Here is a 26,010-nt window from a genome sequence, read left to right on the forward strand (position 1 = left end):
CAACGCGGGGACACATGCAGACACTTAAGGTCGATCTAGGCGAGCGCAGCTACCCGATCCACATTGGCGCAGGTCTGTTGGACCAGCCCGAACTGCTTGCGCCGCATATTGCCGGCCGACAGGTGGCGATCATCTCCAACGAAACGGTCGCGCCGCTGTATCTTGAGCGTTTGAGCCGCAGCCTGGCGGCGTACTCGGTGATCTCCGTGGTGTTGCCTGACGGCGAGGCCCACAAAAACTGGGAAACCCTGCAACTGATCTTTGATGGCCTGCTGACCGCACGCCATGACCGTCGAACCACTGTGGTCGCCCTGGGCGGCGGTGTGATTGGCGACATGGCCGGTTTTGCCGCGGCCTGCTACCAGCGCGGCGTGGATTTTATCCAGGTGCCGACCACCTTGCTGTCCCAGGTCGATTCGTCGGTGGGCGGCAAGACCGGTATCAACCACCCGCTGGGCAAGAACATGGTCGGCGCGTTCTATCAGCCCCAAGCTGTGCTGATCGACACTGCTACCCTCAACACCCTGCCACCGCGTGAGCTGTCGGCCGGCCTGGCGGAAGTCATCAAGTACGGGCTGATCTGCGATGAGCCGTTCCTGACCTGGCTGGAAGAGCACATGGACGCCTTGCGCGGCCTCGACCAGGTGGCGCTTACCGAGGCGATTTCCCGCTCATGCGCGGCCAAGGCGCTGGTAGTCAATGCCGACGAGCGCGAGTCCGGTGTGCGGGCCACACTGAACCTGGGCCACACCTTCGGCCATGCGATCGAAACGCACATGGGCTATGGTGTGTGGTTGCATGGGGAAGCCGTAGCGGCTGGCACGGTGATGGCATTGGACATGTCGCAGCGCCTGGGCTGGATCAGCGCCCAAGAGCGTGATCGCGGTATCCGCCTGTTCCAGCGCGCCGGTTTGCCGGTTATTCCGCCCACGGATATGACCGAGGCGGATTTCCTTGAACATATGGCGATAGACAAGAAAGTGATCGACGGTCGACTTCGACTGGTACTGCTGCGCCACATCGGCGAAGCCGTGGTGACCGACGATTATCCAAAAGAGATTCTACAGGCCACGCTGGGAGCGGATTACCGCGCCCTGGCCCAGCTCAAAGGTTAATAAGACCCGATGACTAGTTTGCATGCCGACGAGGCGTTCCTCGGCCATTACCACTTGAGCCACGACCCCTTTGCTCCACGGGTGCCGGGTTTCAAATTCTTCCCCGCCCAGCGCAAGCCGGTACTGGGGCAGTTGCATCACCTCGCGCGCTACAGCCAGTTGCTGCTGGTGGTCACCGGCCCTCTGGGCAGCGGCAAGACCTTGCTGCGCCAGGCGCTGGTGGCCAGCACCAACAAGCAATCGGTGCAGAGCGTGGTGGTATCGGCCCGCGGTGCCGGTGATGCGGCCGGCGTATTGCGCCAGGTAGCGCAGACGTTGGACGTCTCCAATGCCGAGCCGAACGCGATTCTCAAGCAAGTGGTGCAGTTGGGCCTGACCGGCCAGGAAGTCTACCTGCTGGTAGATGACGCCGAGCAGCTCGACGAATCCGCCCTCGAAGCGCTGCTGGCGCTCGCGGCGGGCACGCCGGAAGGTCGCCCGCATGTGTTCCTGTTCGGTGAGTCGTCGCTGATCGCCGATCTGGAGCAGATCAGTGGTGAGCAGGAGCTGTTCCACGTCATCGAGTTGCAGCCGTACGAAGAGGAAGAAACCCGCGAATACCTGGCACAACGCCTTGAAGGCGCCGGGGCGGGTATCGAACTTTTCACCGCTGCGCAGATCTCTGATATTCACGAAAGCTCCGATGGCTGGCCTGGAAACATCAACCAGGTTGCCCGCGATGCGATGATCGAAGCCATGATTGCCAGCCGCTCTGCGGTCAAGCGTCCAAAGATGGGGTTCACTATGCCTAAGAAGCACGTATTGGCTATTTCCGCCGTTGTCGTGGTCGCTGTAGCCGCCGCCTGGTTGATCCCGGGTCGCAACAAGGCACCGACAACCACCGGCGCGCCAACTGAGCAGGCGCAGTTGCCATTGGGCAAGCCCACGCCGAACGTCGAATTTGCCAACTCCGGCCAACCGACCAACCTGCCGATGGTCGGCCAACCGGTGATGCGCGGCCCGCTGGCAGAAGAAGCCGGTGGCATCTCCGAAGGCGACGACGGGGTGCCGGTGGAAGGCTCCAGCGCCACGCCGCCGACTGTGACCACCACCGCGCCACCTGCGGGCGTACCGGCTGGCACGCCAGCCACTCCGGTAGCGCCAGTCACACCGGTAGCGCCAGCGGCCAAGCCAACGCCTGCGCCGACCGTTGCCACCGCCAAGCCGGCACCGGTAGCAAAACCAGCGCCGGCTCCAGCGCCAGCCGCCAAGCCTGCTGAAAAACCAGCCGCCACCGTGGCCAAGGCCGGTGCCGCCGGCAGCAGCTGGTACAGCAGCCAGCCTACCGGCAACTTTGTGGTACAGATCCTCGGCACCAGCTCCGAAGCTAACGCCCAGGCGTTCGTCAAAGAGCAGGGCGGCCAGTACCGTTATTTCAAGAAAGTGCTCAACGGCAAGCCTCTCTACGTGATCACCTACGGCAGCTTCCCAAGCCGCGCCGCAGCCGATTCTGCTATCAAAGCCTTGCCAGCGAAGGTTCAGGCTGGTAAACCTTGGCCTCGCACTGTTGCCAGCGTTCAACAAGAACTGGCAGCAACTCGCTGAAGATCCGGCGGCCTTACCCAGGCCGCCCTCCCGGCACCTCAAAAAAATCCGCAAGTGCGTGCAGTCTTCCGAGACCGCGCGCTTTGTGGTGTCTGCGTCACAGTGGCTTTTGAGTCGTAGCGGTCAGAATTAAAAAAGTTTTGACTAGCACAGCATATCGCTTTAAACCTTTCATAAATGCGACATAGATTTGCGACATTTCGTCGCTAAATTTGTGAGCGTCTGTGTCGGTGTGTACAATGACCTCCCTTTTGCCCCCGCTAAGCCGGCGTACGTACGGCGTGGAAGGTAACCGGTTGAATTGAAAAGAAATTTGCCTCGATATAAGAGGCAGCCTGGTGAGAAAGTGTCTATGAAAGCAGGTCTGTACCAACCCGATGAATTCAAGGATAACTGCGGTTTCGGCCTGATAGCCCACATGCAGGGCGAACCCAGTCATACCCTTTTGCAAACGGCCATCGAGGCCCTGACCTGCATGACCCACCGCGGTGGGATCAACGCCGACGGCAAGACCGGTGACGGCTGTGGCTTGCTGATTCAAAAGCCCGACCAGTTCCTGCGTGCTGTCGCCAAAGAGCAATTTGCGGTCGAACTGCCCAAGCAGTACGCCGTGGGCATGGTGTTTTTCAACCAGGACCCGGTAAAAGCCGAGGCCGCTCGCGAGAACATGAACCGCGAGATCGTTGCCGCCGGCCTGAAGATCGTCGGCTGGCGCAAAGTGCCCATCGACACCAGCGTACTCGGCCGTCTGGCCCTGGAGCGCCTGCCGCAGATCGAACAAGTGTTCATCGCCGGCGATGGCCTGAGCGACCAGGACATGGCGATCAAGCTGTTCACCTCCCGTCGTCGTTCGTCGGTGCTCAACGCCGCCGACACCGACCATTACATCTGCAGCTTTTCCCACAAGACCATCATTTATAAAGGCCTGATGATGCCGGCGGACCTCACCGCCTTCTATCCAGACCTGAGCGATGAGCGCCTGCAAACCGCAATCTGCGTGTTCCACCAGCGCTTCTCCACCAATACCCTGCCGAAGTGGCCGCTGGCCCAGCCATTCCGCTTCCTCGCCCACAACGGCGAGATCAATACCATCACTGGCAACCGCAACTGGGCCCAGGCCCGTCGCACCAAGTTCGCCAACGATTTGATGGACCTCGAAGAGCTCGGCCCGCTGGTCAATCGCGTGGGTTCCGACTCCTCCAGCATGGACAACATGCTCGAACTGATGGTCACCGGCGGCATCGACCTGTTCCGTGGCGTGCGCATGATCATTCCGCCAGCGTGGCAGAACGTCGAGACCATGGACCCGGACCTGCGTGCGTTCTACGAGTACAACTCGATGCACATGGAACCGTGGGACGGCCCGGCCGGCGTGGTCATGACCGACGGCCGCTATGCGGTGTGCCTGCTCGACCGTAACGGCCTGCGCCCGGCGCGTTGGGTGACCACCACCAACGGTTTCATCACCCTCGCCTCGGAAATCGGCGTGTGGGACTACAAGCCTGAAGACGTGATCGCCAAAGGCCGTGTGGGCCCTGGCCAGATCCTGGCCGTGGACACCGAGACCGGGCAGATCCTCGACACCGACGCCATCGACAACCGTTTGAAGTCGCGTCACCCGTACAAGCAATGGCTGCGCAAGAACGCCCTGCGCATCCAGGCGACCATGGAAGACAACGACCACGGTTCGGCTTTCTACGACATCGACCAGCTCAAGCAGTACATGAAGATGTATCAGGTCACGTTCGAAGAGCGCGACCAGGTGCTGCGCCCACTCGGTGAGCAAGGCTACGAAGCCGTAGGCTCCATGGGTGACGACACGCCAATGGCCGTGCTGTCCCAGCGCGTGCGCACGCCGTACGACTATTTCCGCCAGCAGTTCGCCCAGGTGACCAACCCACCGATCGACCCGCTGCGCGAAGCCATCGTGATGTCCCTGGAAGTGTGCCTCGGTGCCGAGCGCAACATCTTCCAGGAATCGCCTGAGCATGCGTCCCGCGTGATCCTCAGCTCGCCGGTCATTTCTCCGGCCAAATGGCGCTCGCTGATGACCCTGGAGCGTCCAGGCTTCGACCGCCAGATCATCGACCTGAACTACGACGAGAGCCTGGGCCTTGAAGCGGCTGTACGTAACGTTGCTGACCAGGCTGAAGAAGCCGTGCGCGCCGGCCGTACCCAGATCGTACTGACCGACCGCCACATCGCGCCGGGCAAGTTGCCGATCCACGCGTCCCTGGCGACCGGCGCGGTGCACCATCGCCTGACCGAAAAAGGCCTGCGCTGCGACTCCAATATCCTCGTGGAAACCGCCACCGCCCGCGACCCGCACCACTTTGCGGTGCTGATCGGTTTCGGCGCCTCGGCGGTGTACCCGTTCCTCGCGTACGAAGTGCTGGGTGACCTGATCCGTACCGGTGAAGTGCTGGGCGACCTCTATGAAGTGTTCAAGAACTACCGCAAGGGCATCACCAAGGGCCTGCTGAAGATCCTGTCGAAGATGGGCATCTCTACGGTCACCTCGTACCGTGGCGCTCAGTTGTTCGAAGCCATCGGCCTGTCCGAAGAAGTCTGCGAGCTGAGCTTCCGTGGCGTACCGAGCCGCATCAAGGGTGCGCGTTTCGTCGACATCGAAGCCGAGCAAAAAGCCCTGGCCTTGGAGGCCTGGAGCGCGCGCAAGCCGATCCAGCAAGGTGGCCTGCTCAAGTTCGTGCACGGTGGCGAATACCATGCCTATAACCCCGACGTGGTCAACACTCTGCAAGCCGCTGTGCAGCAGGGCGACTACGCCAAGTTCAAGGAATACACGAGCCTGGTGGATAACCGCCCGGTGTCGATGATCCGCGACTTGTTCAAGGTGAAGACCCTGGACACGCCGATGGACATCAGCCAAGTCGAGCCGCTGGAATCGATCCTCAAGCGCTTCGACTCCGCCGGTATTTCCCTGGGTGCCTTGTCGCCGGAAGCTCACGAAGCCCTGGCCGAAGCCATGAACCGCCTGGGTGCGCGTTCCAACTCCGGCGAAGGCGGGGAAGACCCGGCGCGCTACGGCACGCTCAAAAGCTCGAAAATCAAGCAGGTGGCCACCGGCCGTTTCGGTGTGACCCCGGAGTACCTGGTCAATGCCGAGGTGCTGCAGATCAAGGTTGCCCAGGGCGCCAAGCCGGGTGAGGGTGGGCAACTGCCAGGCGGCAAAGTCAACGGCCTGATCGCCAAGCTGCGTTACGCCGTACCGGGCGTGACCCTGATTTCGCCACCGCCGCACCATGACATCTACTCGATTGAAGACTTGTCGCAGTTGATCTTCGACCTCAAACAAGTCAACCCTCAGGCCCTGGTCTCGGTGAAACTGGTGGCAGAAGCCGGCGTCGGCACCATTGCCGCTGGCGTGGCCAAGGCCTATGCCGACCTGATCACCATCTCCGGCTACGACGGCGGCACTGGCGCGTCGCCGCTGACCTCGATCAAGTACGCCGGTGCACCGTGGGAACTCGGCCTGGCCGAAACCCACCAGACCCTGCGCGGCAACGATCTGCGCGGGAAGGTGCGAGTACAGACCGACGGCGGCCTGAAAACCGGCCTCGACGTGATCAAGGCCGCGATCCTCGGCGCCGAAAGCTTCGGCTTCGGCACCGCGCCAATGATCGCCCTGGGCTGCAAATACCTGCGCATCTGCCACCTGAACAACTGCGCTACCGGCGTAGCGACTCAGAACGAAAAACTGCGCAAGGATCACTACATCGGCACCGTCGACATGGTGGTGAATTTCTTCACCTACGTCGCCGAAGAAACCCGTGAGTGGCTGGCCAAGCTGGGCGTACGTTCGCTGGAAGAGCTGATCGGTCGCACCGACCTGTTGGATATCCTCGAAGGCCAGACCGCCAAGCAACAACATCTGGACCTCACCCCGCTGTTGGGCAGCGATCACATCCCGGCAGACAAGCCACAATTCTGCCAGGTGGACCGCAACCCACCGTTCGACAAAGGCCTGCTGGCCGAGAAAATGGTCGAAATGGCCGGCTCCTCGATCAACGACGCCAGCGGTGGCGAATTCGCGCTGGATATCTGCAACTGCGACCGTTCCATCGGTGCTCGCATTTCCGGTGAAATCGCGCGCAAGCACGGCAACCAGGGCATGGCGAAAGCGCCGATCACCTTCCGCTTCAAGGGCACTGCGGGCCAAAGCTTCGGCGTGTGGAACGCCGGCGGCCTGCACATGTACCTGGAAGGCGACGCCAACGACTACGTGGGCAAGGGCATGACCGGCGGCAAGCTGGTCATCGTCCCGCCGGCTGGCAGCGTGTACAAGACCCAGGACAGCGCCATCATCGGCAACACCTGCTTGTACGGCGCCACCGGTGGCAAGCTGTTTGCCGCAGGTACCGCCGGTGAGCGTTTCGCCGTGCGTAACTCCGGTGCCCACACCGTGGTGGAAGGTACTGGCGATCACTGCTGCGAGTACATGACCGGAGGCTTTGTCGCGGTACTGGGCAAGACCGGTTACAACTTCGGTTCGGGCATGACCGGCGGTTTCGCCTACGTGCTCGACCAGGACAACACCTTCGTCGACAAGGTCAACCACGAGTTGGTCGAGATCCAGCGCATCAGCGGCGAAGCCATGGAGTCCTACCGGAACCACTTGCAGCACGTGCTGGACGAGTACGTCGAGGAAACCGGCAGCGAATGGGGTCGTAACCTCGCCGAAAACCTCGATGATTACCTGCGTCGTTTCTGGCTGGTCAAGCCCAAGGCTGCCAACCTGAAATCGTTGCTTTCCAGCATCCGTGCCAACCCGCAGTGATATGCGCCTGAACAGTTTGATGAGGTTTTAACATGGCTGAACGTCTGAATAACGACTTCCAGTTCATCGATGTCGGGCGCAAAGATCCGAAGAAGAAACTGTTGCGTCAACGCAAGAAAGAGTTCGTGGAAATCTACGAACCCTTCAAACCCCAGCACTCGGCCGACCAGGCCCATCGCTGCCTGGGTTGCGGTAACCCGTATTGCGAATGGAAGTGCCCGGTGCACAACTTCATTCCCAACTGGCTCAAGCTGGTGGCCGAGGGCAACATCCTCGCCGCTGCCGAGCTGTCTCACCAGACCAATACCCTGCCGGAAGTCTGCGGCCGGGTGTGTCCGCAAGACCGGCTGTGTGAAGGGGCCTGCACCCTCAACGACGGCTTCGGCGCGGTGACCATCGGTTCGGTGGAGAAATACATCACCGACACCGCGTTCGCCATGGGCTGGCGCCCGGACATGTCCAAGGTCAAGCCAACCGGCAAGCGCGTCGCGATCATCGGTGCGGGCCCTGCTGGCCTAGGGTGTGCCGACGTGTTGGTGCGTGGCGGCGTGACCCCGGTGGTGTTCGACAAGAACCCGGAAATCGGTGGCTTGCTGACCTTCGGCATTCCCGAGTTCAAGCTGGAAAAAACCGTACTGAGCCACCGTCGTGAAGTGTTCACCGGCATGGGTATCGAGTTCCGTCTCAATACCGAAATCGGCAAAGACATCACCATGGAGCAACTGCTCGCCGAATACGATGCGGTGTTCATGGGCATGGGCACCTACACCTACATGAAGGGCGGCTTTGCCGGTGAGGACTTGCCAGGCGTGTATGACGCGCTCGACTTCCTGATCGCCAACGTCAACCGCAACCTGGGCTTTGAAAAGTCGCCGGAAGATTTCGTCGATATGAAGGGCAAGAAGGTCGTGGTGCTGGGCGGTGGCGACACCGCGATGGACTGCAACCGCACCTCGATCCGCCAGGGTGCCAAGTCGGTGACCTGCGCGTATCGCCGTGACGAAGCCAACATGCCCGGCTCGCGCAAAGAGGTGAAGAACGCCAAGGAAGAAGGCGTGAAATTCCTCTACAACCGCCAGCCGATCGCCATCGTCGGTGAAGACCGCGTCGAAGGTGTGAAGGTGGTCGAGACCCGTCTCGGCGAGCCGGATGCCCGTGGCCGTCGCAGCCCCGAGCCGATCCCGGGTTCCGAAGAAATCATCCCGGCTGACGCCGTGGTCATCGCCTTCGGTTTCCGCCCAAGCCCGGCACCGTGGTTCGAGCAGTTCGAGATCCAGACTGACAGCCAGGGCCGCGTCGTCGCCCCGGAGCAAGGCCAGTACAAGCACCAGACCAGCAACCCGAAGATCTTCGCCGGTGGCGACATGGTGCGCGGGTCGGACCTGGTGGTCACCGCGATCTTCGAAGGCCGTAACGCCGCCGAAGGCATCCTGGACTACCTGCAAGTCTGATGATCGTTCCCACGCTCCGCGTGGGAATGCCGCCAGGGACGCTCCGCGTCCCGAACAGCATGACGCGGAGCGTCACAGGAGGCGTTATCACGCGGAGCGTGGGAACGATCCTGCGGCGGCATTGCCGCGACAAATTGACCCGATAGACAAAAGGCACGGCGCATTCCGTGCCTTTTGCGTCGCGCTCTGAGAAAATGCCCGCACTTTTTTTGCGGATGCCGACATGACTGCCCTCAAGAACGACCGTTTCCTTCGTGCCCTGCTCAAGCAACCCGTAGACGTCACGCCCGTGTGGATGATGCGTCAAGCCGGTCGCTACCTGCCGGAATACCGCGCCAGTCGCGCCAATGCGGGCGATTTCATGAGCCTGTGCATGAATCCTGCGTTCGCCTGCGAAGTCACGATGCAGCCGCTGGACCGCTACCCACAACTGGATGCGGCCATCCTCTTCTCCGATATCCTCACCATCCCCGACGCCATGGGCCAAGGCCTGTACTTCGAAACTGGCGAAGGCCCGCGTTTCAAGAAAGTCGTTAGCACCCTGGCCGATATCGAAGCCCTGCCGATCCCTGATCCACACAAAGACCTGGGCTACGTGATGGACGCCGTGAGCACCATCCGCCGCGAGCTTAACGGCCGTGTGCCGCTGATCGGCTTTTCTGGCAGCCCATGGACCCTGGCCACCTACATGGTCGAAGGCGGCTCGTCGAAAGACTTCCGCAAGACCAAGGCCATGCTCTACGACAACCCGCAAGCCATGCACCTGTTGCTGGACAAGCTGGCGCAGTCGGTCACCTCCTACCTCAACGGCCAGATCATGGCGGGCGCCCAAGCGGTACAGATTTTCGACACCTGGGGCGGCAACCTGTCGGCGGCGGCGTACCAGGAGTTCTCCCTGGCCTACATGCGCAAGATCGTCAGCGGCCTGATCCGCGAACACGAAGGCCGTAAAGTGCCGGTGATCATGTTCACCAAGGGCGGCGGCCTGTGGCTGGAAAGCATCGCCGATGCCGGGGCCGATGCCCTGGGCCTGGACTGGACCTGCGATATCGGCGAAGCCCGCCGTCGCGTGGGCAACCAGGTCGCGCTGCAAGGCAACATGGACCCCACCGTGCTGTACGCCAAGCCAGAAGCGATCCGTACCGAAGTAGGTCGCATCCTGGCCAGCTACGGCAAAGGCACCGGCCATGTGTTCAACCTCGGCCATGGCATCACCCCGGAAGTGAACCCGGAGCATGCGGGTGCGTTCTTGCGCGCAGTGCACGAACTGTCGGCGCAGTATCACGAATGACGAAAAAGCCCGGCTTGAAGCCGGGCTTTTTCATGGGTAAACACAAAACAAATGTGGGAGCGGGCTTGCTCGCGAATGCGCAGTGTCAGTCGACAAATTCGTCACTAGACCACCGCATTCGCGAGCAAGCCCGCTCCCACATAAAGCCAATCGCGTCAGGTCTGCATATTTCCCAGTGGCGGCAACTTCGCCAGCTTCAACGCCACCAGCAACGCGCCAATCAGCAGCGCGACGATAAACCCGCCAATCCCATTCCACCCGGCAAAGTGCCAGAAAAACCCTCCCGCCGTCCCGGCAATACTCGATCCCACGTAATAGCAGAACAGATACAGCGACGACGCTTGCCCCTTGGCTTTCACCGCACGGCGCCCGATCCAGCTGCTGGCGACCGAGTGGGCGCCGAAGAAGCCGAAGGTGAAGATCAGCATGCCCGGCACCACCAACCACAGCGGGGTGAACAGTGTCAGCGCCATGCCGGCGAGCATCAGCACGATGGTGCCCCACAGCACTCGGCGGCGGCCGAGACGGTCGGCCAGGGAGCCGATCTTGGCCGAGCTGTAGATGCCCGACAGGTACACCACTGACAACAGGCCAACCACCGCCTGGCTCAGCTCATAGGGTGAGGCCAGCAGGCGATAGCCGATGTAGTTGAACATCGTCACGAAGGCGCCCATCAGCAGGAAGGCTTCAAGGAACAGCCACGGCAGGCCGGCGTCCTTGAAGTGCATGACGAAGCCGTCCACCAGGTTGCGCGGCTTGAGGCTGCTGGCGCGGAAGTTGCGCGACTCGGGGAGGATCCTCCAGAACACTGTGGCGGCGATCAATGCCAGGGCACCGATGATCAGCATTGCGGTGTGCCAGCTGACGAAGTCGATCAACACGCCGATGATCAGGCGCCCGCTCATGCCGCCAATCGCGTTGCCACCGATGTACAAACCCATGGCCAGGCCAATGTGTTGTGGGTGGATCTCTTCGCTCAGGTAGGTCATGGCCACGGCGGCCAGGCCGCTCAAGGACAGGCCCACCAGTGCGCGCATCAACAGGATGCCCTCCCAGCTCGGCATCAGGCCGCTGGCGATGGTGGCCAGCGCCGCACAGAACAACGCGGCAACCATCACCGGCTTGCGCCCCAGCCTGTCGGATATCGGCCCGGTGATCAGCAGGCCGCAGGCGAGCATCGCGGTGGCGACGGATAGAATCAGGCTGCTCTGCGCGGCATTGATGGAAAACTCGTGGGACAGCGTCGGCATCATCGGCTGCACGCAATACAACAGCGCAAAGGTGGCGAACCCGCCGGAGAACAGCGCCAGCACGGTGCGCATGAACATCGGCGTGCCTTTTTCGATGTACGCGTCGTTGAGCTGCGCCACTACGTCATCAAGGGCTGAGGGCGAGGTGTGTTGGGCAAGTGGGGCAACAGCAGGATTCACGGGGGACCTCGGGGAGGAAAGTCTGCCAGGACTGACAATACGAAAAAGAATATAGCTGGCTAATGATTCTTTCCAATATATTGTTCGACCTGTTTGATAGCTTTTACGACCTAATGAGGCTTGCATAGAATTTCGCCATTTGCGCTACTTCATCGCCGTTGCCGAAGAGCTGCACTTCGGCCGCGCCGCGCAGGTGCTGGGCATCTCGCAGCCGCCCCTGAGCCAGCAGATACAGGCGCTGGAACACGAGCTGGGCGCACGCTTGTTCGAGCGTACCAATCGTCGGGTCGAGCTGAGCGAGGCCGGGCGCTTGTTCTTGCAAGAGGCACGGCTGGTGCTGGCCCAGGTCGACAAGGCGGCAGATGTGGCGCGGCGTGCGCAGTTGGGGGAACTGGGTGAATTGAAGATCGGTTTCACCTCGTCTGCGCCGTTCAACGCCAGCATTCCCCAGGCGATCTTTGCCTTCCGCCAGGCATTCCCGGCGGTGCATCTGAACCTGCAAGAAATGAGCAGCACCCAAGTGGCCGAGTCGCTGGTGGACGAGTCGATTCAGGTTGGGTTGATGCGGCCTTTGCCCTTGCCCGACTCACTGAACGTGATCGAGTTGATGCGCGAGCCATTAGTCGCGGTACTGAGCGCCGGCCACCCATTGGCCCACGGCAGCGAGCGCGGCTTGCATCTGGAGCAATTGGCCGAGGAGCCTTTTGTGTTCTTCCCGCGCAGTTACGGCAGCGGCTTGTACGCGCAGTTGCTCAACCTGGCCCGCGACGCCGGGTTCAGCCCGCACTTTGCCCAGGAAGCAGGGGAAGCAATGACCATCATCGGCTTGGTGGCAGCGGGGTTGGGAGTATCGGTGCTGCCGGCGTCTTACCAGCGCATCCGCATTGATGGCGTGGTCTATCGCACCTTGCTCGACCCGCAGGCGGTGACGGCGGTGTGGCTGGTGCAGCGCAAGGGCGCGCAAACGCCAATGGCGAAGGGGTTTGTGGAGTTGTTGACGCGTAAGGCCGCTCAATAACCTGTGGCGAGGGAGCTTGCTCCCGCTGGGTCGCGTAGCGGCCCTAAAAAATGGGCCTGCTGCGCAGTCCAGCGGGAGCAAGCTCCCTCGCCACAAGGGGGTCAGTTTTGGGGCGAAGTATTTGCTTCATTCACGCTGTAAGTACGCAACCCCGCCAGAATATCCCGATCCAGCATGCTCACCCAACGGTTGTAGTTGCGATGGATCTTACCGTCCTTGTAGCCCAGGTCGCGGCTGTCGCGGTAGGTGATGGCGTAGCTGTTGCGGGTGTAGCGGATGTCGATGGCGGCGTAGAACTGGCCGCGCACGGTGATCTCGGCCTGCACCAGTTGTGGGCTCAGGCGTTGTACCGTCCACTCGCGTTTTTGCAGGGCGGCGACGATCACTTGCTTCATTTTTTCTTCGCTGACCTGGCTTGTGGCCGGTAACTCATGCTGGGTGTTGAGCACGGGTTTGCTGGTGCAGCCAGCCGTGGTCAGCAGGGCCAGGGTGATCAGGGCAGCGCGTAGCAGGGAAGACATTCCGTTTTCTCCAATCGATTAAAAAGTCAGGCCCAGCGGCGGAAGATCAACGAGGTGTTGACCCCGCCGAAGGCAAAGTTGTTGTTCATCACGTAGTCGTTGTGCATCTGGCGAAAGCCACCTTGCAGGTAGTCCAGCTCGCCGCATTGCGGGTCGACCGCGTCCAGGTTGAAGGTGTGCACGTACTGGTCGCGGTTCATCATCTCGATGCTGAACCACGATTCCAACGCCCCGCACGCACCCAGGGTGTGTCCCAGGAAACTCTTCTGCGAACTGATCGGCATGCGGCTGCCAAACAGGCTGCTGGTGGCCAGGGTTTCGGCGATGTCGCCCTGATCGGTAGCCGTGCCATGGCCGTTCACGTAGCCGATGGCGGACGGTTCAAGACCTGCGTCTTCCAGGGCCAGCTCCATGGCGCGGCGCATGGTTTTCTGTTCCGGGCGGGTGGTGTGCTGGCCGTCGGCGTTGCTGCCGAAGCCGACCAGCTCCGCATGAATATGCGCGCCTCGCGCGAGTGCGTGTTCCAACTCTTCGAGCACCAACATGCCGCCACCTTCACCGATCACCAGGCCGTCGCGGCCGCTGTCGTAGGGACGAGGGCTGGTTTGCGGCGCATCGTTTTTCAGGCTGGTGGCGTACAGCGCATCGAACACCATGGCTTCGGTGGGGCACAGTTCTTCTGCGCCGCCCGCAAGCATCAACGGCAGGCGCCCGAACTTGATTGCCTCATAGGCGTAGCCGATGCCCTGGCTGCCGCTGGTGCAGGCGCTGGAGGTAGGAATCAGCCGGCCCGTGAGGCCAAAGAAGATGCTGATATTTGCCGCCGTGGTGTGCGGCATCATGCGCACATAGGAGTTGGCATTGAGCCCCTCGGCCACCGAGTTGAGCAGCATATTGCCGAACGCCTTGATCTCATCGGTGCTGCCGGTGGACGAGCCACAGGCCACGCCCATGCGCCCGTCCTTGATCGACTCGTCACCCAGCAAGCCGGCGTCCCGCAACGCCTGCTCCGCCGCCCACACCGCCAGGCGCGAGACGCGGCCCATGCTGCGCAGTTGTTTGCGCGTCCAGTGAGCGGGCACGACGAAATCGTCGATAGGGCCGGCCAGGCGGGTGTTCAGTTCGGTGAAACGGTCCCACTCATCCATGCGCCGAATGCCGCTGCGGTTGGCGCGAAAGTTCGCGGCGATGGTGTCCCAGTCGCTGCCCAGGGAGGTCACGCCGGCCATGCCGGTGACGACAACGCGCTTCATCAGCACAGGCCCCCGTTCACGGCCAGCACCTGGCGCGTGATGTAGCCGGCTTCGGCCGACATCAGGAAGTTCACGGCGCCGGCGACTTCTTCCGGCGTGCCCATGCGTTGGGCCGGGATCATTTTCATCAGTTCTTCTACCGGCACGTTTTCATCCAGCATCGCAGTGTCGATCAGGCCCGGCGCCACGCAGTTGACGGTGATCTTGCGCTTGCCCAATTCGATGGCCAGCGCCTTGGCTGCGCCGATCAAGCCGGCTTTGGAAGCGCTGTAGTTGACCTGGCCGCGGTTGCCGATCAATCCGGACACCGAGGTAATGCACACGATACGCCCGGCGGCGCGGCGCCGAATCATCGGCATCATCACCGGGTGCAGCACGTTGTAGAAGCCATCCAGGTTGGTGCGCATCACCACATCCCAATCGTCTTCCGACAGCGCAGGAAAGGCGCCGTCGCGGGTCAGGCCAGCATTGAGCACCACGCCGTAGTAGGCGCCATGCTGCTCCACATCGGCCTCAAGGATCTCTTTGCACGCAGCGCGATCGGCCACGTCGAACTGCAGCACGCGTGCCTCGCGCCCCAGGGCTTGGACCTCGAGCTGTACCGCGTCGGCTTCGGCACGGCCGCTGCGGCAATGCAGCACGATGTCATGGCCGGCCTGGGCCAGGCGCAGGGCAATGGCGCGGCCTATGCCACGGCTGGAGCCGGTGACCAGTACGGATTCAGTCATGGCGTTTCGTCCTTCGATTCATCTAAATAGTTGGCCGCCTGGGGCGGTCGAAATACGTTCAAGCGCGCGCTGGCCTGGATACCGTCGCCGGCGAGGTGGCATTCGAACACGCCCATGCCGTTGTCGTCTTCCAGGGAGCGCAGGCCGTGGATATTCAGCTCGGCACCGGCCGGGAAGTGCTCCACGTTGCACTCGAACTTACGTGTGCCCAACAGGAAACCCAGCTCCACGGCCTTACCTTGCTGGCGCGCATGGCAACCGGCATAGGCGGCGACGCTTTGCGCCATCAGCTCGATGCCGACCCAGGCGGGCAGGCTGCCGTCAGCACGGTTGAACAGGCCGCCGGGCTTGATGGTGACGCGGGTGTGGATCTGCTCTTCATCGAACGACAGCACCTGGTCGATCAGGATCATGTCGCCCGCATGGGGCAGCAGTTCGGCAAGTGGCCAATCGATCATGGGGCCTCTGCGATTATCAGGCTGACATTGTTACCGCCGAAGGCAAACGAGTTGCTCATCAGGCAGGGTTTTTTCAAGCTGTCGCCGCTGCGCGCCCATTGCAACGCGGGCAGCGCCGGGTCGGGGTGGCCGTCCCATACGTGGGGTGGCAGCAGGCGATGGGTCAGGCTCAGCCAGCAGAACGCGGCTTCCAGTGCCCCGGCAGCGCCGAGGGTGTGGCCGGTCATGGGCTTGGTCGATGAGCAGGCGACGCCGCCTGGAAACAGGCTGGCGACCGCCAGGCTTTCCATGGCGTCGTTGTGTTGGGTTGCGGTGCCGTGCAGGTTCAGGTAACCGATCTGCTCGGGCGAAAGCTTTGCACTGGCCAGGGCCTTGCGCATGGCCAGCAACGCGCCCTTGCCGCTGGGCTCGGGCGCAGAGATATGGTGCGCGTCGCAACTGGCGCCGCTGCCCAGCAAGGCGATGGGGGCCGGCTCGCGGCTCATCAGGAACAGCACCGCCGCTTCACCGATATTGATGCCGTTGCGGTTCACCGAGAACGGATTACAGCGCTCGGCAGACACGGCTTCCAGCGCGGTAAACCCGTTCAGTGTCAGCTTGCACAGGCTGTCCACGCCGCCGCAGATCACCGCATCGCACACCCCCAGGTCCAACAGGCGCTGGGCGCTCATCAATGCTCGGGCGCTGGAGGTGCAGGCGGTGGAAATCACATAGGCCGGGCCGCTCACGTTCAACCAGTCAGCGAGGAAGTTGGCCGGGGCGCTGAGTTCCTGTTGCTGGTAATCGTAGTCGGCGGGGAACTGCGTGTTTTGCAGGTAATGGGCAATGCCACGGCTGGCTTCGTCAATGCCCGAGGTGCTGGTGCCGAGCACAACCCCGACCCGGCCAGGGCCGTAGGTTTGGATGGCCTGACGAATCTGATCTTCGATCTGCAGCGCCGCTTCCAGCAGCAACTGGTTATTGCGACTGCTTTGCTGGGCCAGTTCCGGGGGCAGGCTCGCCAGTTCGCCGTATACGGCGGCCACCGGCACGACGCGTTCCGGCACCCAACCGCTTTCGGCACGCATGCCCGAACAGTCGCCGGCAAACAGCTTGCGGCTGACTTGCGCCTGGCCACGGCCAAGGGCGCAGATCACGCCAAGGGCGTTGAGGTAGGCGGTCATCGGCTCACACCCAGCGGGCTGATGCGGTAACTCAGCGGCGGGTCGGCCATGTTCACGCTGAACACCTCCGAAGACTGGTAGACGATCTGCCAGTGGCCCGGCAGCGTGCGCGTCAGGTCCATGGCCTGGGCAGTGGGATACAACGCCGGTACGTCACCGGACGCGGTCAGGGCAAACAGCAGCGCGGCAAATAGCGTGCGCGCCTGGGGGTTGGGCGGCAGCAAGCCGTCTGCCTGCCACTGCCCATCAAGCAGTTTTTGCCGGGCCAGGGGAATGCCCAGCGGGTCCATCATCGACCAGCGAATCGCGCGGCCTTCGCGCTGGATCACCAGCAGCCAGTCCTGGCTCTGGCTGTCCGCCAGGCGCTGCACATGCAATTGCATCGGCAAGGCCAGGGCCGGCATTTTTTCCGGCAGCGGCGCCTGGCTGGCGCAGGCACCGAGCAGCAGCAGGCAACTTATCAACAGCAGGCGCATCATGGGGCCGCGTTCTCCACAGGTTTACGGGCCACGCAGTTGACCAGGGTTTCCTCGCGCTGGCCCACGGGCGGTGCCTTGCGCAGGCCCCAGCGTTCCAGCAGGCCGAAGTCACTGGAACGGCTCCACCACAAGTAAGGGTACGAAATGTTCTGTGCAGCGAACTCAAAGCCCTGCTCGCGCAGCATCTCCAGGTATTCTTCGGCGCTCTTTTGCACATGCATCGGGTGGCGGAACAGCCAGCGAATCACCCAGGTGTCGATGTAAGCTTCGGTGGATTCGGCAAACAGCAGATAGCCGCCCGGCTTGAGCACCCGATAGAACTCCTTGAGTGCGCGATGTTGTTCCACCAGATGATGGAAGGTCTGGTGGCAGAACAGGATATCGACGCTGGCATCCGCTAGGTTGAGGGTTGCGCAGTCGCTGCCGATCAACTCCACATCCAGGCCCAGCCGCGCGGCTTCTTCGCGGCTCAGTGCCAGGCTGTGAGGGTCCGCATCCAGGCCGATCAGGCGCGAAGGCGCAAATACCTGATGCAGCAACTGGAAGGATTTGCCTTGGCCGCAACCGGCATCCAGCAACACCGGCGCCACCGGCAGCGGCTCGCTGAACAGGCTGCGAAGGTCATTGATCGCCACGCGCAACACGTGATGCTGCCAGGTATGGCTGCGCAGGAACCAGAAACCGAACTTGGTTTCTTCGACGTAGTTTTGACTCAGGTAGTTTTTTTCGACGCCCGGGCTGCTCATACCGCTTCACTCGCACAAATATCCGACAACATCCGCAAGCGCCGTTTCGGCTCGCTGACAAACGGGTTGCGTTCATCCCAGGCGTAACCGGCCAGGATAGAGCTGATCATGCGGCGAATCTCCGGTGAACTGCCAGGATGGAAAATCACGTCCTGGAACGTGCCCGCATACCAACCCTCGACGTAGCAACGGAAGGTATCGACACCGCGCTTGAGCGGTTCGGCGAACTCGGTTTGCCAGTCCACCGTTTCGCCGCTCAATTGGCGGTGCAGCACCCCTGCGGCCATGCTCGCCGAACGCATGGCAATGGTCACGCCGGAAGAGAACACCGGGTCGAGGAATTCGGCCGCATTGCCCAGTAGCGCAAAGCCTGGGCCGTGCAGGGTTTTGACGTTGGCCGAGTAGCCGCCGATGGTGCGCGCCGGAGTGTCCCAGACGGCATTTTGCAGCACGCCGGACAGGCTTGGGGTTTGCTCGATAAAGCCGCGCAGGCAGGCGTCGAGGTCGCTGTCGGCACCCTCGAAATGCTCCTTGGCCGCGACCACGCCCACCGAGCAACGGCCGTTACTGAACGGGATGGTCCAGAACCAGATGTCGCGCTGGGTCGGGTGAGTGGTCACCAGGATTTTGCTGCGGTCAAAGCCTGGGTGTTCGATACGGTCTTCGACGTGGGTGAATACGGCCTGGCGCAGCGGGAAATTCGACGGTGCTTCCAGGTCCAGCAGGCGTGGCAACACGCGGCCATAGCCGCTGGCATCGAGCACGAACCTGGCCTTGAGGTGGTACTCGCTGCCATTCTGGCGGCGCACATGCAAATACCGGCTCTCGGCAGAAAAATCCACGCCGACAATGGTTTGGCCATAGCGGATTTCTACGCCTTGCAGTGCCGCCTGGTCGGCCAGCAATTTGTCGAACTCGCCGCGCTGCACCTGGAAGGTGGTGGGCTTGCCGTTGCTGAAGGTGTCGCTGAAATCAAAGGCACTGTAGCGCTCGCCCCAGGCGAAGGCCGCGCCGGTTTTTACCTGGAAGCCTGCAGCTTGCACAGCGTCGAGCATGCCGGCTTCTTCGATAAAGTCGATGCAGTGCGACAGCAGGCTTTCGCCAATCGAGAAACGCGGGAAATGCTCGCGCTCGATGATCAATACATCATGCCCTTTGCGCTTTAACAGCGCGGCCGCGATGGCACCGGAAGGCCCGGCACCGATCACCACCACCTGGCGACGTTCCATTTCAACTGTGGGCACGAGGGCTCCTTGCCGCATAGGCGCTAATCACATTCATAAGGCGTGTTTCTGCCGGCCGGCCCAGGGTGCCAGCATAAAGCTGAACGCCAGGCCCAGGCTGACCGACAAGCCGAAATTACTCACGGCCGGTGTACTGGAGACCGCCAGCAGGCCGAACGACAACCAAGTCGTCAGCGCTGCCAGCAGTGTTCCCAACAGGCTGACGGCAGGGCCGCCGATCTGCTCGCGCATCAAAATCGCATAGTCGACGCTGATGGCCGTGACCAGCAGCAGGCCAAACAGGCTGAACAAAGTCAGCGGCTGGCCCAGCCAACCGAGGCTGGCCAGGCTGCACAACGCGGCCAGCAGCGGCAGGGCGACGATACGCAAGGCGCCGCCAACGCCGAAGGGCGCAATCAGCAATAGCACGATCAGCACGCAAGACAGCAACTTCAATTCGGCAGCGCTGATCTGCGTGTCGGCAAATACGCGGTTCAAGTCGCCCAGGCGGTCGACCAGTTGCACGCCGGGCAAGTCCAGCGCCTGTACCCGCAGCAGCGCCGGGTTGTTCAAGCCTTGCAGGCTGACCATGGCTGCCACGCCGCCGTCGACCGGGCCGAGCCACAGGGTGCGCCAGGGCTCGGCCAGCGGGCCTTGCAGTGCGGCGTCGATGTCTGCGGTGGGCAGCGCCTGCAATTGCGCCACTTCGGCTTGCAGGGCACTGAGGGGCACGCCGAGGTCCAGTAGCGGTTGCCAGTGTGGCGCCAGGTTGTTCAGCGCCTCGCGCAACTGTTGTTGTTCGGCGGGGAGGTTGACCAGTTGATTGAGCGCCAGGTAGCCCTGAAGCTTGTCCATCTGTACCAACTGGTCCAAGCGTTTGCCCAGGGCGGCCTGGCGTTCCAGCAACTGTTGCTGATTGTCCGCCCGCACCAGGAAAAACTGGCTGGTGGGCTGGAACCCGGTGATGCGCGCCACGGCCTGGGCTTCCTGCAGCAACTGCGGCGGTGCACCGATCCATTGGCGGATATCGTTTTTAGTGTTCAGTTGCCACAGGCCCGCCGCGCAGAACAGCAGCACCCACACCAGCAGTACCGAACTGGGCACGCGTTTGAGCAAGGCCGTGCGCAGCTGCCATAGGCTTTGGGCGACACGCAGCGGCCATTGCGCCGGGCGCAGTTCCACGCCCTTGAGCAGCGCGGGCAAAAGGCACACGGCACACAAATAGGCACCGACCAAACCGGCAGCCGAAAACACCGCAATCTGTGTCAGCGCCGGGAACGGCGTCCAGGCCAGCGCCAGGTAGCCGATAGCGCTGGTGGCCAGGCTCAGGCTCAGCCCTGGCAGGGTCAGGCGCAACGCCGGCCAACTGCGCCAGGGTTGCAGGCTCCAGCTTTTGGACAGGTAGTGCAGTGGGTAATCCACCGCCACGCCGATCAGGCTGGAACCCAGCACCAGGGTCATCACATGCATATGCCCAAACAGCGCCACACATGCCACCGCGCCAAACAGCATGCCCACCAGTACCGGCACGAACGCCAGCAACACCCGCCAGCGTCGGAACGCCAGCAGCAGCAACAACAGGATGCCCAGGGTGGCGCCGCCGCCGACCCAGGTCATTTCCCGCGTGGCCTGCTGCTGCCCGTTGGCCGCATAGAGTAAACCGCTGGCGGCGAGCAGTTGCGCGCCGTGTGCGCTGGCTTGCTCGCGGCTGGCCTTCAGCAAGTCCGCCACTTGCAGCGGCAGCTTCATGTCGAAGGCGTTGCCGGTAGTGCGGGCTCGCAGTAGCACCCAACTCTTGCCGTCGGCATCGGCGATCAAGGCGCCGCTGCCGATGTCCATTTGCACCGCACCGTGTTGCGGCTGGCTGTTCTGGATGCGCCCGGTGAGGCCGAGCCAATCGTCCTGGCTTGGCACCAGGCTGAAACCGGTGAAGGGGTCGAACAGCGATTGCACGCGTTGCTGGATGAACGCCTCAGGCTGCTGGATCAGTTGTTCGCGGTCCTTGGACGAGAGCATCGACAAACGCCCACGCAGCAGTTGTTCGCGCAACGCTGGCAAGTCGGCTTGCAGGTTCCACTGCACCTTTTCAAACAGGCCGCTGGCCTGCCAACGCTCACCCAGTTGCTGCGCCACGGCCACCGCTTGCTGGCGGTCGGCATGCCCCACCAGTACCAGCATTTCGCGGTTGAGCGGCTCTTGCATGCGCTGTTCGGCTTGCAGCTCCAACGCGTCCGGCGTGCTGCCGGGCACCAGTTCCATCAGGTTGGCCGACAACGGCGCGCCATCACGCCACTGCCAGCCTGCCAGGGCCAGCACGGCCACCAGCAAGGTCAGGAACAGGCGCGGCAGCAGGCGCTCACTGGGCAAAGTCGTGTTGCTCCGCATTGCTCAACGGCTGGTCGGCGGTACTGTCCTGCATGCGCAACAGCGTGCTGTCGCCTTGGGTTTCCAGCAGTTCAATGGTGCGCACCAGTGCGCCGCCGTCGATATTGATCTGGGTGAAGACTTGCTTGAGCAGCAGTGAGCGTGGGGTCAGCGTGAGCTTCCATTGTTGGGCCTCGCCTTGCAGTTGCAGGTCGAAGTCGCGCTGCAGGCCACTGCTGTCGCCCTGCAGTACTGCCAGGAACAAACGATTCTGTTCGGCGCCGGCACTCTTGTTTGGCAGTAGTTGCCAGCCATTGGCATCGCGGCGGGCAATGCCCTGGGCTGTAATGCGGTAGTCCTGTTGCAGCGGGGTTTTCAACAGCCACAGCAGGCCGTGATCCTTGGCGAGCACGAAGGTGCCTTTGCTCACCAATGGCTGGGGCAGGGCGCGCAGGTGTTTTTCCTGGGTGAAGTTGCCGTGGATCACGGAGGGTTTGGCAAGCTGATCGCTCAACTGCTGGAGGTCGAAGGCGTGGGCGCTGAAGCTCAGCAACAACGCGATCAATGTGGGCGCGGGCTTGCCCGCGAAGAACCTGAGGGCGCTGCGCAGCGTCAGGCGACCTGCGTTATCGTTAACGTCCATCGCGGGCAAGCCCGCTCCCACAGGGGATCTCATTTCAGGGCTCTCTCTACGGCGTCGGTGAAGACTTTGGGCGAGGCCAGCTGCATTTCGCGACTGGCGATTTCCACCGCCACTTGCACGGTGCTGGCGCGGGTCAAGCGTTCGCCGCTGGCCAGGTCGGTAATCAGGTAGTTCACCTTCAAACGGTTCTCCCATTCCACCAGGCTGGCGCCCACATTGATGGTCTGGCCGAAGGTCGCGCCGCGTACATAGCGTAGCTGCATGTCGATCACCGGCCACGCATAGCCGGCTTCGAGCATTGCCGTGTAGTTATGGCCGATCTTGTCCAGTAACGCACAGCGCGCCACTTCCAGATACTTCACGTAATGCCCGTGCCACACCACGTTCATGGTGTCGATGTCGAAAAAAGGCACAAGGATTTCAGTGTCGCTGTGCAACACGCCGGGGCTACGCATGCAGCCTCCAGTGTTGCGCGGCGATGCGTTGCAGGCACAGGCGCAGTTCGCCTTCCAAGGCGCGGTCTTCGATGACCGGCGCAAAATCCTGGGCCAGTTCGGCGTGCATCGCGGCCAGTGCCGGTGGCAGTGGGCGGGCATCCTCGGCCTGGGCGCGCAGCCACACGCCCTGGTTCGCGGCGAGCAGGGTCGCGGCGGCCACCTGTTCGGTCAACTCCAGCACGCGGATCGCATCGCGGGCAGCGATGGTGCCCATGCTCACCTTGTCCTGGTTGTGGCACTCGGTAGAGCGTGAGAACACGCTGGCCGGCATGGTGTTTTTCAGCGCTTCGGCGGTCCAGGCGCTGGTGCCGATCTGCACGGCCTTGAAGCCATGGTTGATCATTGCACGATCAGCCGGGGCGCCCGACAGGTTGCTCGGCAGGCCATGGTTGTAGCGCACATCCACCAACAGTGCGAGCTGGCGGTCGAGCAGGTCGGCAACGTTGGCCACCAGGGTCTTGAGGCTGTCCATGGCGAAGGCGATATGCCCGCCGTAGAAGTGCCCGCCATGCAGTACGCGTTCTTCTTCAGCGTCGATGATCGGGTTGTCGTTGGCGCTGTTGAGCTCGATTTCGATGAACGAGCGCAGCCAGCTCAAGCTATCGGCCAGCACGCCGAGTACGTGGGGTGCGCAGCGCAGCGAATAGCGATCCTGCAAGCGATGCAGCGGTGCGGTCGGTGCATCGATCGCCAGGTCGTGGCGCAGCCACGCAGCCACTTGCATCTGCCCTGGGTGCGGCTTGGCGGCGAAGAGGCGCTCGTCGAAGTGTTCCGGGTTGCCTTGCAGCGCCACCACATTGAGCGCGGTGATGCGCGTCGCCAGGTGCAGCAGGTAGTCGGCGCGGGCGAAGGCCAGGCAGGCCAGGCCGGTCATCACCGCGGTGCCGTTCATCAGTGCCAGGGCTTCCTTGGGGCGCAGGACCAACGGCTCCCAGCCCAGCTCGCGGTGAACGTCGGCCGCCGGACGGCGTTCACCACGGAATAGCACCTCGCGCTCGCCGGACAAGGTCGCGGCCACGTAGGACAGCGGCGTCAGATCACCACTGGCACCCACCGAGCCTTCTTCCGGGATCAGTGGCAGCACATCGTGTTCGAGGAAGGCGTGCAAGCGCTCCAGCAGCTCCACGCGTACGCCCGATACGCCATGGCACAGCGACTGCAAACGCGCCGCCAGCACGGCACGGGTGGCTTGGGCGTCGAGCAACTTGCCCAGGCCGCAACCGTGAAAGGTGTACAGATGACGCGGCAAGGCTTCGACGTGCTCCAGCGGCACCGCCACTACGCAGGAGTCGCCGTAGCCGGTGGTCACGCCGTAGATCACGCCTTCCTTGTCCAGCAGCGAGTCGAGGAACTGCGCGCCCTTGGCGATGCGTTGGCGGTACGCGGCATCGTCCTGCAGGCGAGTGGGTACCTGGCGGTTGGCCAGGGCCAGCACGTCTTCGATGCGCAGGGGGCGTTCACCAAAGGTGATGGGCTCAAGAGGCGTCGTCATCGGTCTTCCAGAAAGGGTAAAAGTTGAACCATTGTTGGGGCGCTTGCAGGCAGAACTGGCCCAAGCGTGCGGCGTAGCGGGCGGTCCACAGGGCGATGACCTGCTCGCGGGTACTGCGCTTCCACTCGATCAAATCGGCAAAGGGCTCGATAGTCAGGCGATAGCGGCCCTGGTGCTTAAGACACATCAGCAGATTGACCGGGCACTTGAGCAAGCCCGCCAGCAGCCATGGGCCTTGGGGAAATGCCGCCGTATGGCCGAGGAAGTCCACGCGCACCGTACGCCCGCCGTGCAGCGGGATGCGGTCGCCGGCAATCGCCAGCCACTCGCCATCGTCCAGGCGCTGGCTGAGCAGCAGCATGGTGGCCGGGTCCAGTTCGCTCACCTGAATCAGGCGCAAATGGGTCGCGCCGGCCTCGCCCAGCAGGCGGTTGAAACGCTCGGCGTGCTTGGTGTGCACCAGCACATTCATGGTGACCTGCTCACCAATCTCCGCGAGGGCGCGGCACACTTCCAGGTTACCCAGGTGCGCACCCACCAGCATCTGCCCGCGCTCGCCACGCAGTTGGCTGCGCAACTGCGCCGGGTCGTTGATCTCGATTTGCTCCAGGCGCAGCTTGCCGTTCCACACGTCCAGCTTGTCCAGCAGCGAATCGGCGAAGGCCATGAACTGGGCAAAGACGGTGCGGTGGCTCGGCAGCAAGTCATCGCGCCCGCTCCATTGCGCCAGCCGCTGCTGGTATTGCCACGCGCTGTGGCGTGCGGTGCGGCCGAACAGGAAGAAGTAAAAGACGATGCTGTAGAGCAACGGGCTCAATAGGCGACGGCCGAGGACTTTGACCGCGACCGCGGTGAATTTCATCAGCCAGAAGCTGCCGCGTTCCTCGCGGTCGGCCCAATGTTTGGTGCTGTCGTTCATGCTTGCCACCGTCGCCACAGGATCATCGGCGCGCGCACGAGCATGCCGAAGAACAACCGCGTGTGCATGGCGCTGATGCGCAGGTTGTCACGCAACAAGCGAAAGTGCGACAGGCCGTCGGCGGGGTAGTGCACCTGGGTGGGCAGCCAGCGCATAGGCTGGTTGCGCCAGGCCAGGCGTACCAGGATGTCCGAGTCGAAATCCATGTGCGTGCCGATGTAGGCCGAGTCCATCAGCGCCAGGGTCGGCGCCAGCGGGTACACGCGAAAGCCGCACATCGAGTCGCGAATCTCAAGCGACAGGGTGTTGATCCACACCCAAACGTGGGTCAGGTAACGTGCGTACAGGCGGCCCTTGGGCACGCTGTCGTCGTATTCGGGGTAGCCGCAGATGACGGCGTCGGGGTGCTGGCGTGAGGTGTGGATAAAGGTCTCGACTTCGCGCAGGTCGTGCTGACCATCGGCGTCCACTTGCAGGGCGTGGGTGTAGCCCAGGCGCGCTGCCTCGCGGAAACCGGCCATCACGGCGCCGCCCTTGCCCTGGTTGCTGGGCAGGGTCAGCAGGGTGACGTTGTCCAGCGTCGCCAGGTGCGCCAGCACGGCTGCGCAGGCGGCGCTGCTGCCATCGTCCACCAAGAGGCAGGGCAGGCCGCTTTTCAGCACACTGTGGACCACGGCCGGCACGGCGGCTTCGTGGTTGTACACCGGGATTAAAGCGCAGGGGTTATGCATGATGGGGGGCAACCGATACACCGCGCCGCCTGCATCGCAGGCAAGCCAGCTCCCACATTGGATTTGCTGTGCACACAAGATTGTTGGCCGACACTGATCCAGTGTG

At 62.6% G+C, this 26,010-nt stretch carries 21 protein-coding genes; 6 read left to right on the forward strand and 15 right to left on the reverse strand.

Going from position 1 to position 26,010, the window contains the following annotated elements:
- The first annotated feature begins 14 nt into the window (after nucleotides 1-14).
- The 5 genes from aroB to hemE all read left to right on the forward strand — a co-directional run bounded on the left by aroB (nucleotide 15) and on the right by hemE (nucleotide 10,239).
- Nucleotides 15-1,115: a 3-dehydroquinate synthase gene (aroB, locus tag AB4P90_RS02985; protein ID WP_014716582.1), complete on the forward strand. Its 1,101-nt coding sequence runs from the start codon at nucleotides 15-17 to the stop codon at nucleotides 1,113-1,115.
- A gap of 9 nt (nucleotides 1,116-1,124) precedes the next feature.
- Nucleotides 1,125-2,699 carry an SPOR domain-containing protein gene (locus AB4P90_RS02990; RefSeq protein WP_395605647.1) on the forward strand — a complete coding sequence of 525 codons (1,575 nt, stop codon included), beginning with the start codon at nucleotides 1,125-1,127 and terminating at the stop codon, nucleotides 2,697-2,699.
- 352 nt (nucleotides 2,700-3,051) lie between these two features.
- On the forward strand, nucleotides 3,052-7,497 hold the full coding sequence (gltB, locus tag AB4P90_RS02995) for a glutamate synthase large subunit (protein ID WP_020302366.1): 4,446 nt from the start codon (nucleotides 3,052-3,054) through the stop codon (nucleotides 7,495-7,497).
- Nucleotides 7,498-7,529: 32 nt separating this feature from the next.
- Nucleotides 7,530-8,948 carry an FAD-dependent oxidoreductase gene (locus tag AB4P90_RS03000; RefSeq protein WP_003187920.1) on the forward strand — a complete coding sequence of 473 codons (1,419 nt, stop codon included), beginning with the start codon at nucleotides 7,530-7,532 and terminating at the stop codon, nucleotides 8,946-8,948.
- A 223-nt stretch (nucleotides 8,949-9,171) separates the two neighbouring features.
- Nucleotides 9,172-10,239, forward strand: a complete 1,068-nt coding sequence (gene hemE, locus AB4P90_RS03005) for a uroporphyrinogen decarboxylase (RefSeq protein ID WP_019818334.1) — start codon at nucleotides 9,172-9,174, stop codon at nucleotides 10,237-10,239.
- Nucleotides 10,240-10,394: 155 nt separating this feature from the next.
- On the opposite strand, the gene AB4P90_RS03010 is transcribed toward hemE, so the two are convergent.
- Nucleotides 10,395-11,609, reverse strand: coding sequence for an MFS transporter (locus AB4P90_RS03010; protein ID WP_395606082.1), 1,215 nt, complete (start codon nucleotides 11,607-11,609; stop codon nucleotides 10,395-10,397).
- A 184-nt stretch (nucleotides 11,610-11,793) separates the two neighbouring features.
- Here AB4P90_RS03010 and AB4P90_RS03015 point away from each other — a divergent pair, with 184 nt between their 5' ends.
- A complete protein-coding gene (locus AB4P90_RS03015) occupies nucleotides 11,794-12,687 on the forward strand; it encodes a LysR family transcriptional regulator (protein WP_014716587.1) in 894 nt (297 codons plus the stop codon).
- 101 nt (nucleotides 12,688-12,788) lie between these two features.
- Here AB4P90_RS03015 and AB4P90_RS03020 read toward each other — a convergent pair whose 3' ends face one another.
- The 14 genes from AB4P90_RS03020 to AB4P90_RS03085 are packed head-to-tail and all read right to left on the reverse strand — an operon-like array spanning nucleotide 12,789 to nucleotide 25,904.
- The gene (locus AB4P90_RS03020; RefSeq protein ID WP_020301670.1) at nucleotides 12,789-13,208 is read right to left on the reverse strand and encodes a hypothetical protein; all 420 of its coding nucleotides are present in this window, start codon (nucleotides 13,206-13,208) and stop codon (nucleotides 12,789-12,791) included.
- A 26-nt stretch (nucleotides 13,209-13,234) separates the two neighbouring features.
- Nucleotides 13,235-14,461 (reverse strand): beta-ketoacyl-ACP synthase, encoded by a 1,227-nt coding sequence (locus AB4P90_RS03025; RefSeq protein ID WP_014716588.1) that lies wholly within the window; start codon nucleotides 14,459-14,461, stop codon nucleotides 13,235-13,237.
- On the reverse strand, nucleotides 14,461-15,189 hold the full coding sequence (fabG, locus tag AB4P90_RS03030) for a 3-oxoacyl-ACP reductase FabG (RefSeq protein WP_014716589.1): 729 nt from the start codon (nucleotides 15,187-15,189) through the stop codon (nucleotides 14,461-14,463). Before fabG ends, AB4P90_RS03025 begins: the two co-directional genes overlap by 1 nt.
- Nucleotides 15,186-15,647 (reverse strand): hotdog family protein, encoded by a 462-nt coding sequence (locus AB4P90_RS03035; RefSeq protein ID WP_395605648.1) that lies wholly within the window; start codon nucleotides 15,645-15,647, stop codon nucleotides 15,186-15,188. Before AB4P90_RS03035 ends, fabG begins: the two co-directional genes overlap by 4 nt.
- Entirely contained in the window at nucleotides 15,644-16,810 is a 1,167-nt protein-coding gene (locus AB4P90_RS03040; RefSeq protein WP_395605649.1) for a beta-ketoacyl-[acyl-carrier-protein] synthase family protein, read from the reverse strand. Before AB4P90_RS03040 ends, AB4P90_RS03035 begins: the two co-directional genes overlap by 4 nt.
- Nucleotides 16,807-17,289, reverse strand: a complete 483-nt coding sequence (locus AB4P90_RS03045; RefSeq protein ID WP_395605650.1) for a hypothetical protein — start codon at nucleotides 17,287-17,289, stop codon at nucleotides 16,807-16,809. The genes AB4P90_RS03040 and AB4P90_RS03045 overlap by 4 nt, the downstream gene beginning before the upstream one ends.
- Nucleotides 17,286-18,035 (reverse strand): class I SAM-dependent methyltransferase, encoded by a 750-nt coding sequence (locus AB4P90_RS03050; protein WP_014716593.1) that lies wholly within the window; start codon nucleotides 18,033-18,035, stop codon nucleotides 17,286-17,288. The genes AB4P90_RS03045 and AB4P90_RS03050 overlap by 4 nt, the downstream gene beginning before the upstream one ends.
- Nucleotides 18,032-19,279 carry an NAD(P)/FAD-dependent oxidoreductase gene (locus tag AB4P90_RS03055; RefSeq protein WP_014716594.1) on the reverse strand — a complete coding sequence of 416 codons (1,248 nt, stop codon included), beginning with the start codon at nucleotides 19,277-19,279 and terminating at the stop codon, nucleotides 18,032-18,034. The genes AB4P90_RS03050 and AB4P90_RS03055 overlap by 4 nt, the downstream gene beginning before the upstream one ends.
- 33 nt (nucleotides 19,280-19,312) lie before the next feature.
- Nucleotides 19,313-21,643: an MMPL family transporter gene (locus AB4P90_RS03060; RefSeq protein WP_323556398.1), complete on the reverse strand. Its 2,331-nt coding sequence runs from the start codon at nucleotides 21,641-21,643 to the stop codon at nucleotides 19,313-19,315.
- Complete coding sequence (locus AB4P90_RS03065) at nucleotides 21,615-22,298, reverse strand: outer membrane lipoprotein carrier protein LolA (protein WP_395605651.1); 684 nt, start codon at nucleotides 22,296-22,298, stop codon at nucleotides 21,615-21,617. Before AB4P90_RS03065 ends, AB4P90_RS03060 begins: the two co-directional genes overlap by 29 nt.
- Complete coding sequence (locus tag AB4P90_RS03070) at nucleotides 22,295-22,720, reverse strand: acyl-CoA thioesterase (protein WP_395605652.1); 426 nt, start codon at nucleotides 22,718-22,720, stop codon at nucleotides 22,295-22,297. The genes AB4P90_RS03065 and AB4P90_RS03070 overlap by 4 nt, the downstream gene beginning before the upstream one ends.
- A complete protein-coding gene (gene hutH, locus AB4P90_RS03075) occupies nucleotides 22,713-24,254 on the reverse strand; it encodes a histidine ammonia-lyase (RefSeq protein WP_060767924.1) in 1,542 nt (513 codons plus the stop codon). The genes AB4P90_RS03070 and hutH overlap by 8 nt, the downstream gene beginning before the upstream one ends.
- Nucleotides 24,238-25,173, reverse strand: a complete 936-nt coding sequence (locus tag AB4P90_RS03080; RefSeq protein ID WP_014716599.1) for a glycosyl transferase — start codon at nucleotides 25,171-25,173, stop codon at nucleotides 24,238-24,240. The genes hutH and AB4P90_RS03080 overlap by 17 nt, the downstream gene beginning before the upstream one ends.
- On the reverse strand, nucleotides 25,170-25,904 hold the full coding sequence (locus AB4P90_RS03085; RefSeq protein WP_019818323.1) for a glycosyltransferase family 2 protein: 735 nt from the start codon (nucleotides 25,902-25,904) through the stop codon (nucleotides 25,170-25,172). Before AB4P90_RS03085 ends, AB4P90_RS03080 begins: the two co-directional genes overlap by 4 nt.
- Between the last annotated feature and the right edge of the window lie 106 nt (nucleotides 25,905-26,010).

This window comes from Pseudomonas sp. B16120 (assembly GCF_044218845.1).
GTDB classification, from domain to species: domain Bacteria; phylum Pseudomonadota; class Gammaproteobacteria; order Pseudomonadales; family Pseudomonadaceae; genus Aquipseudomonas; species Aquipseudomonas paracarnis.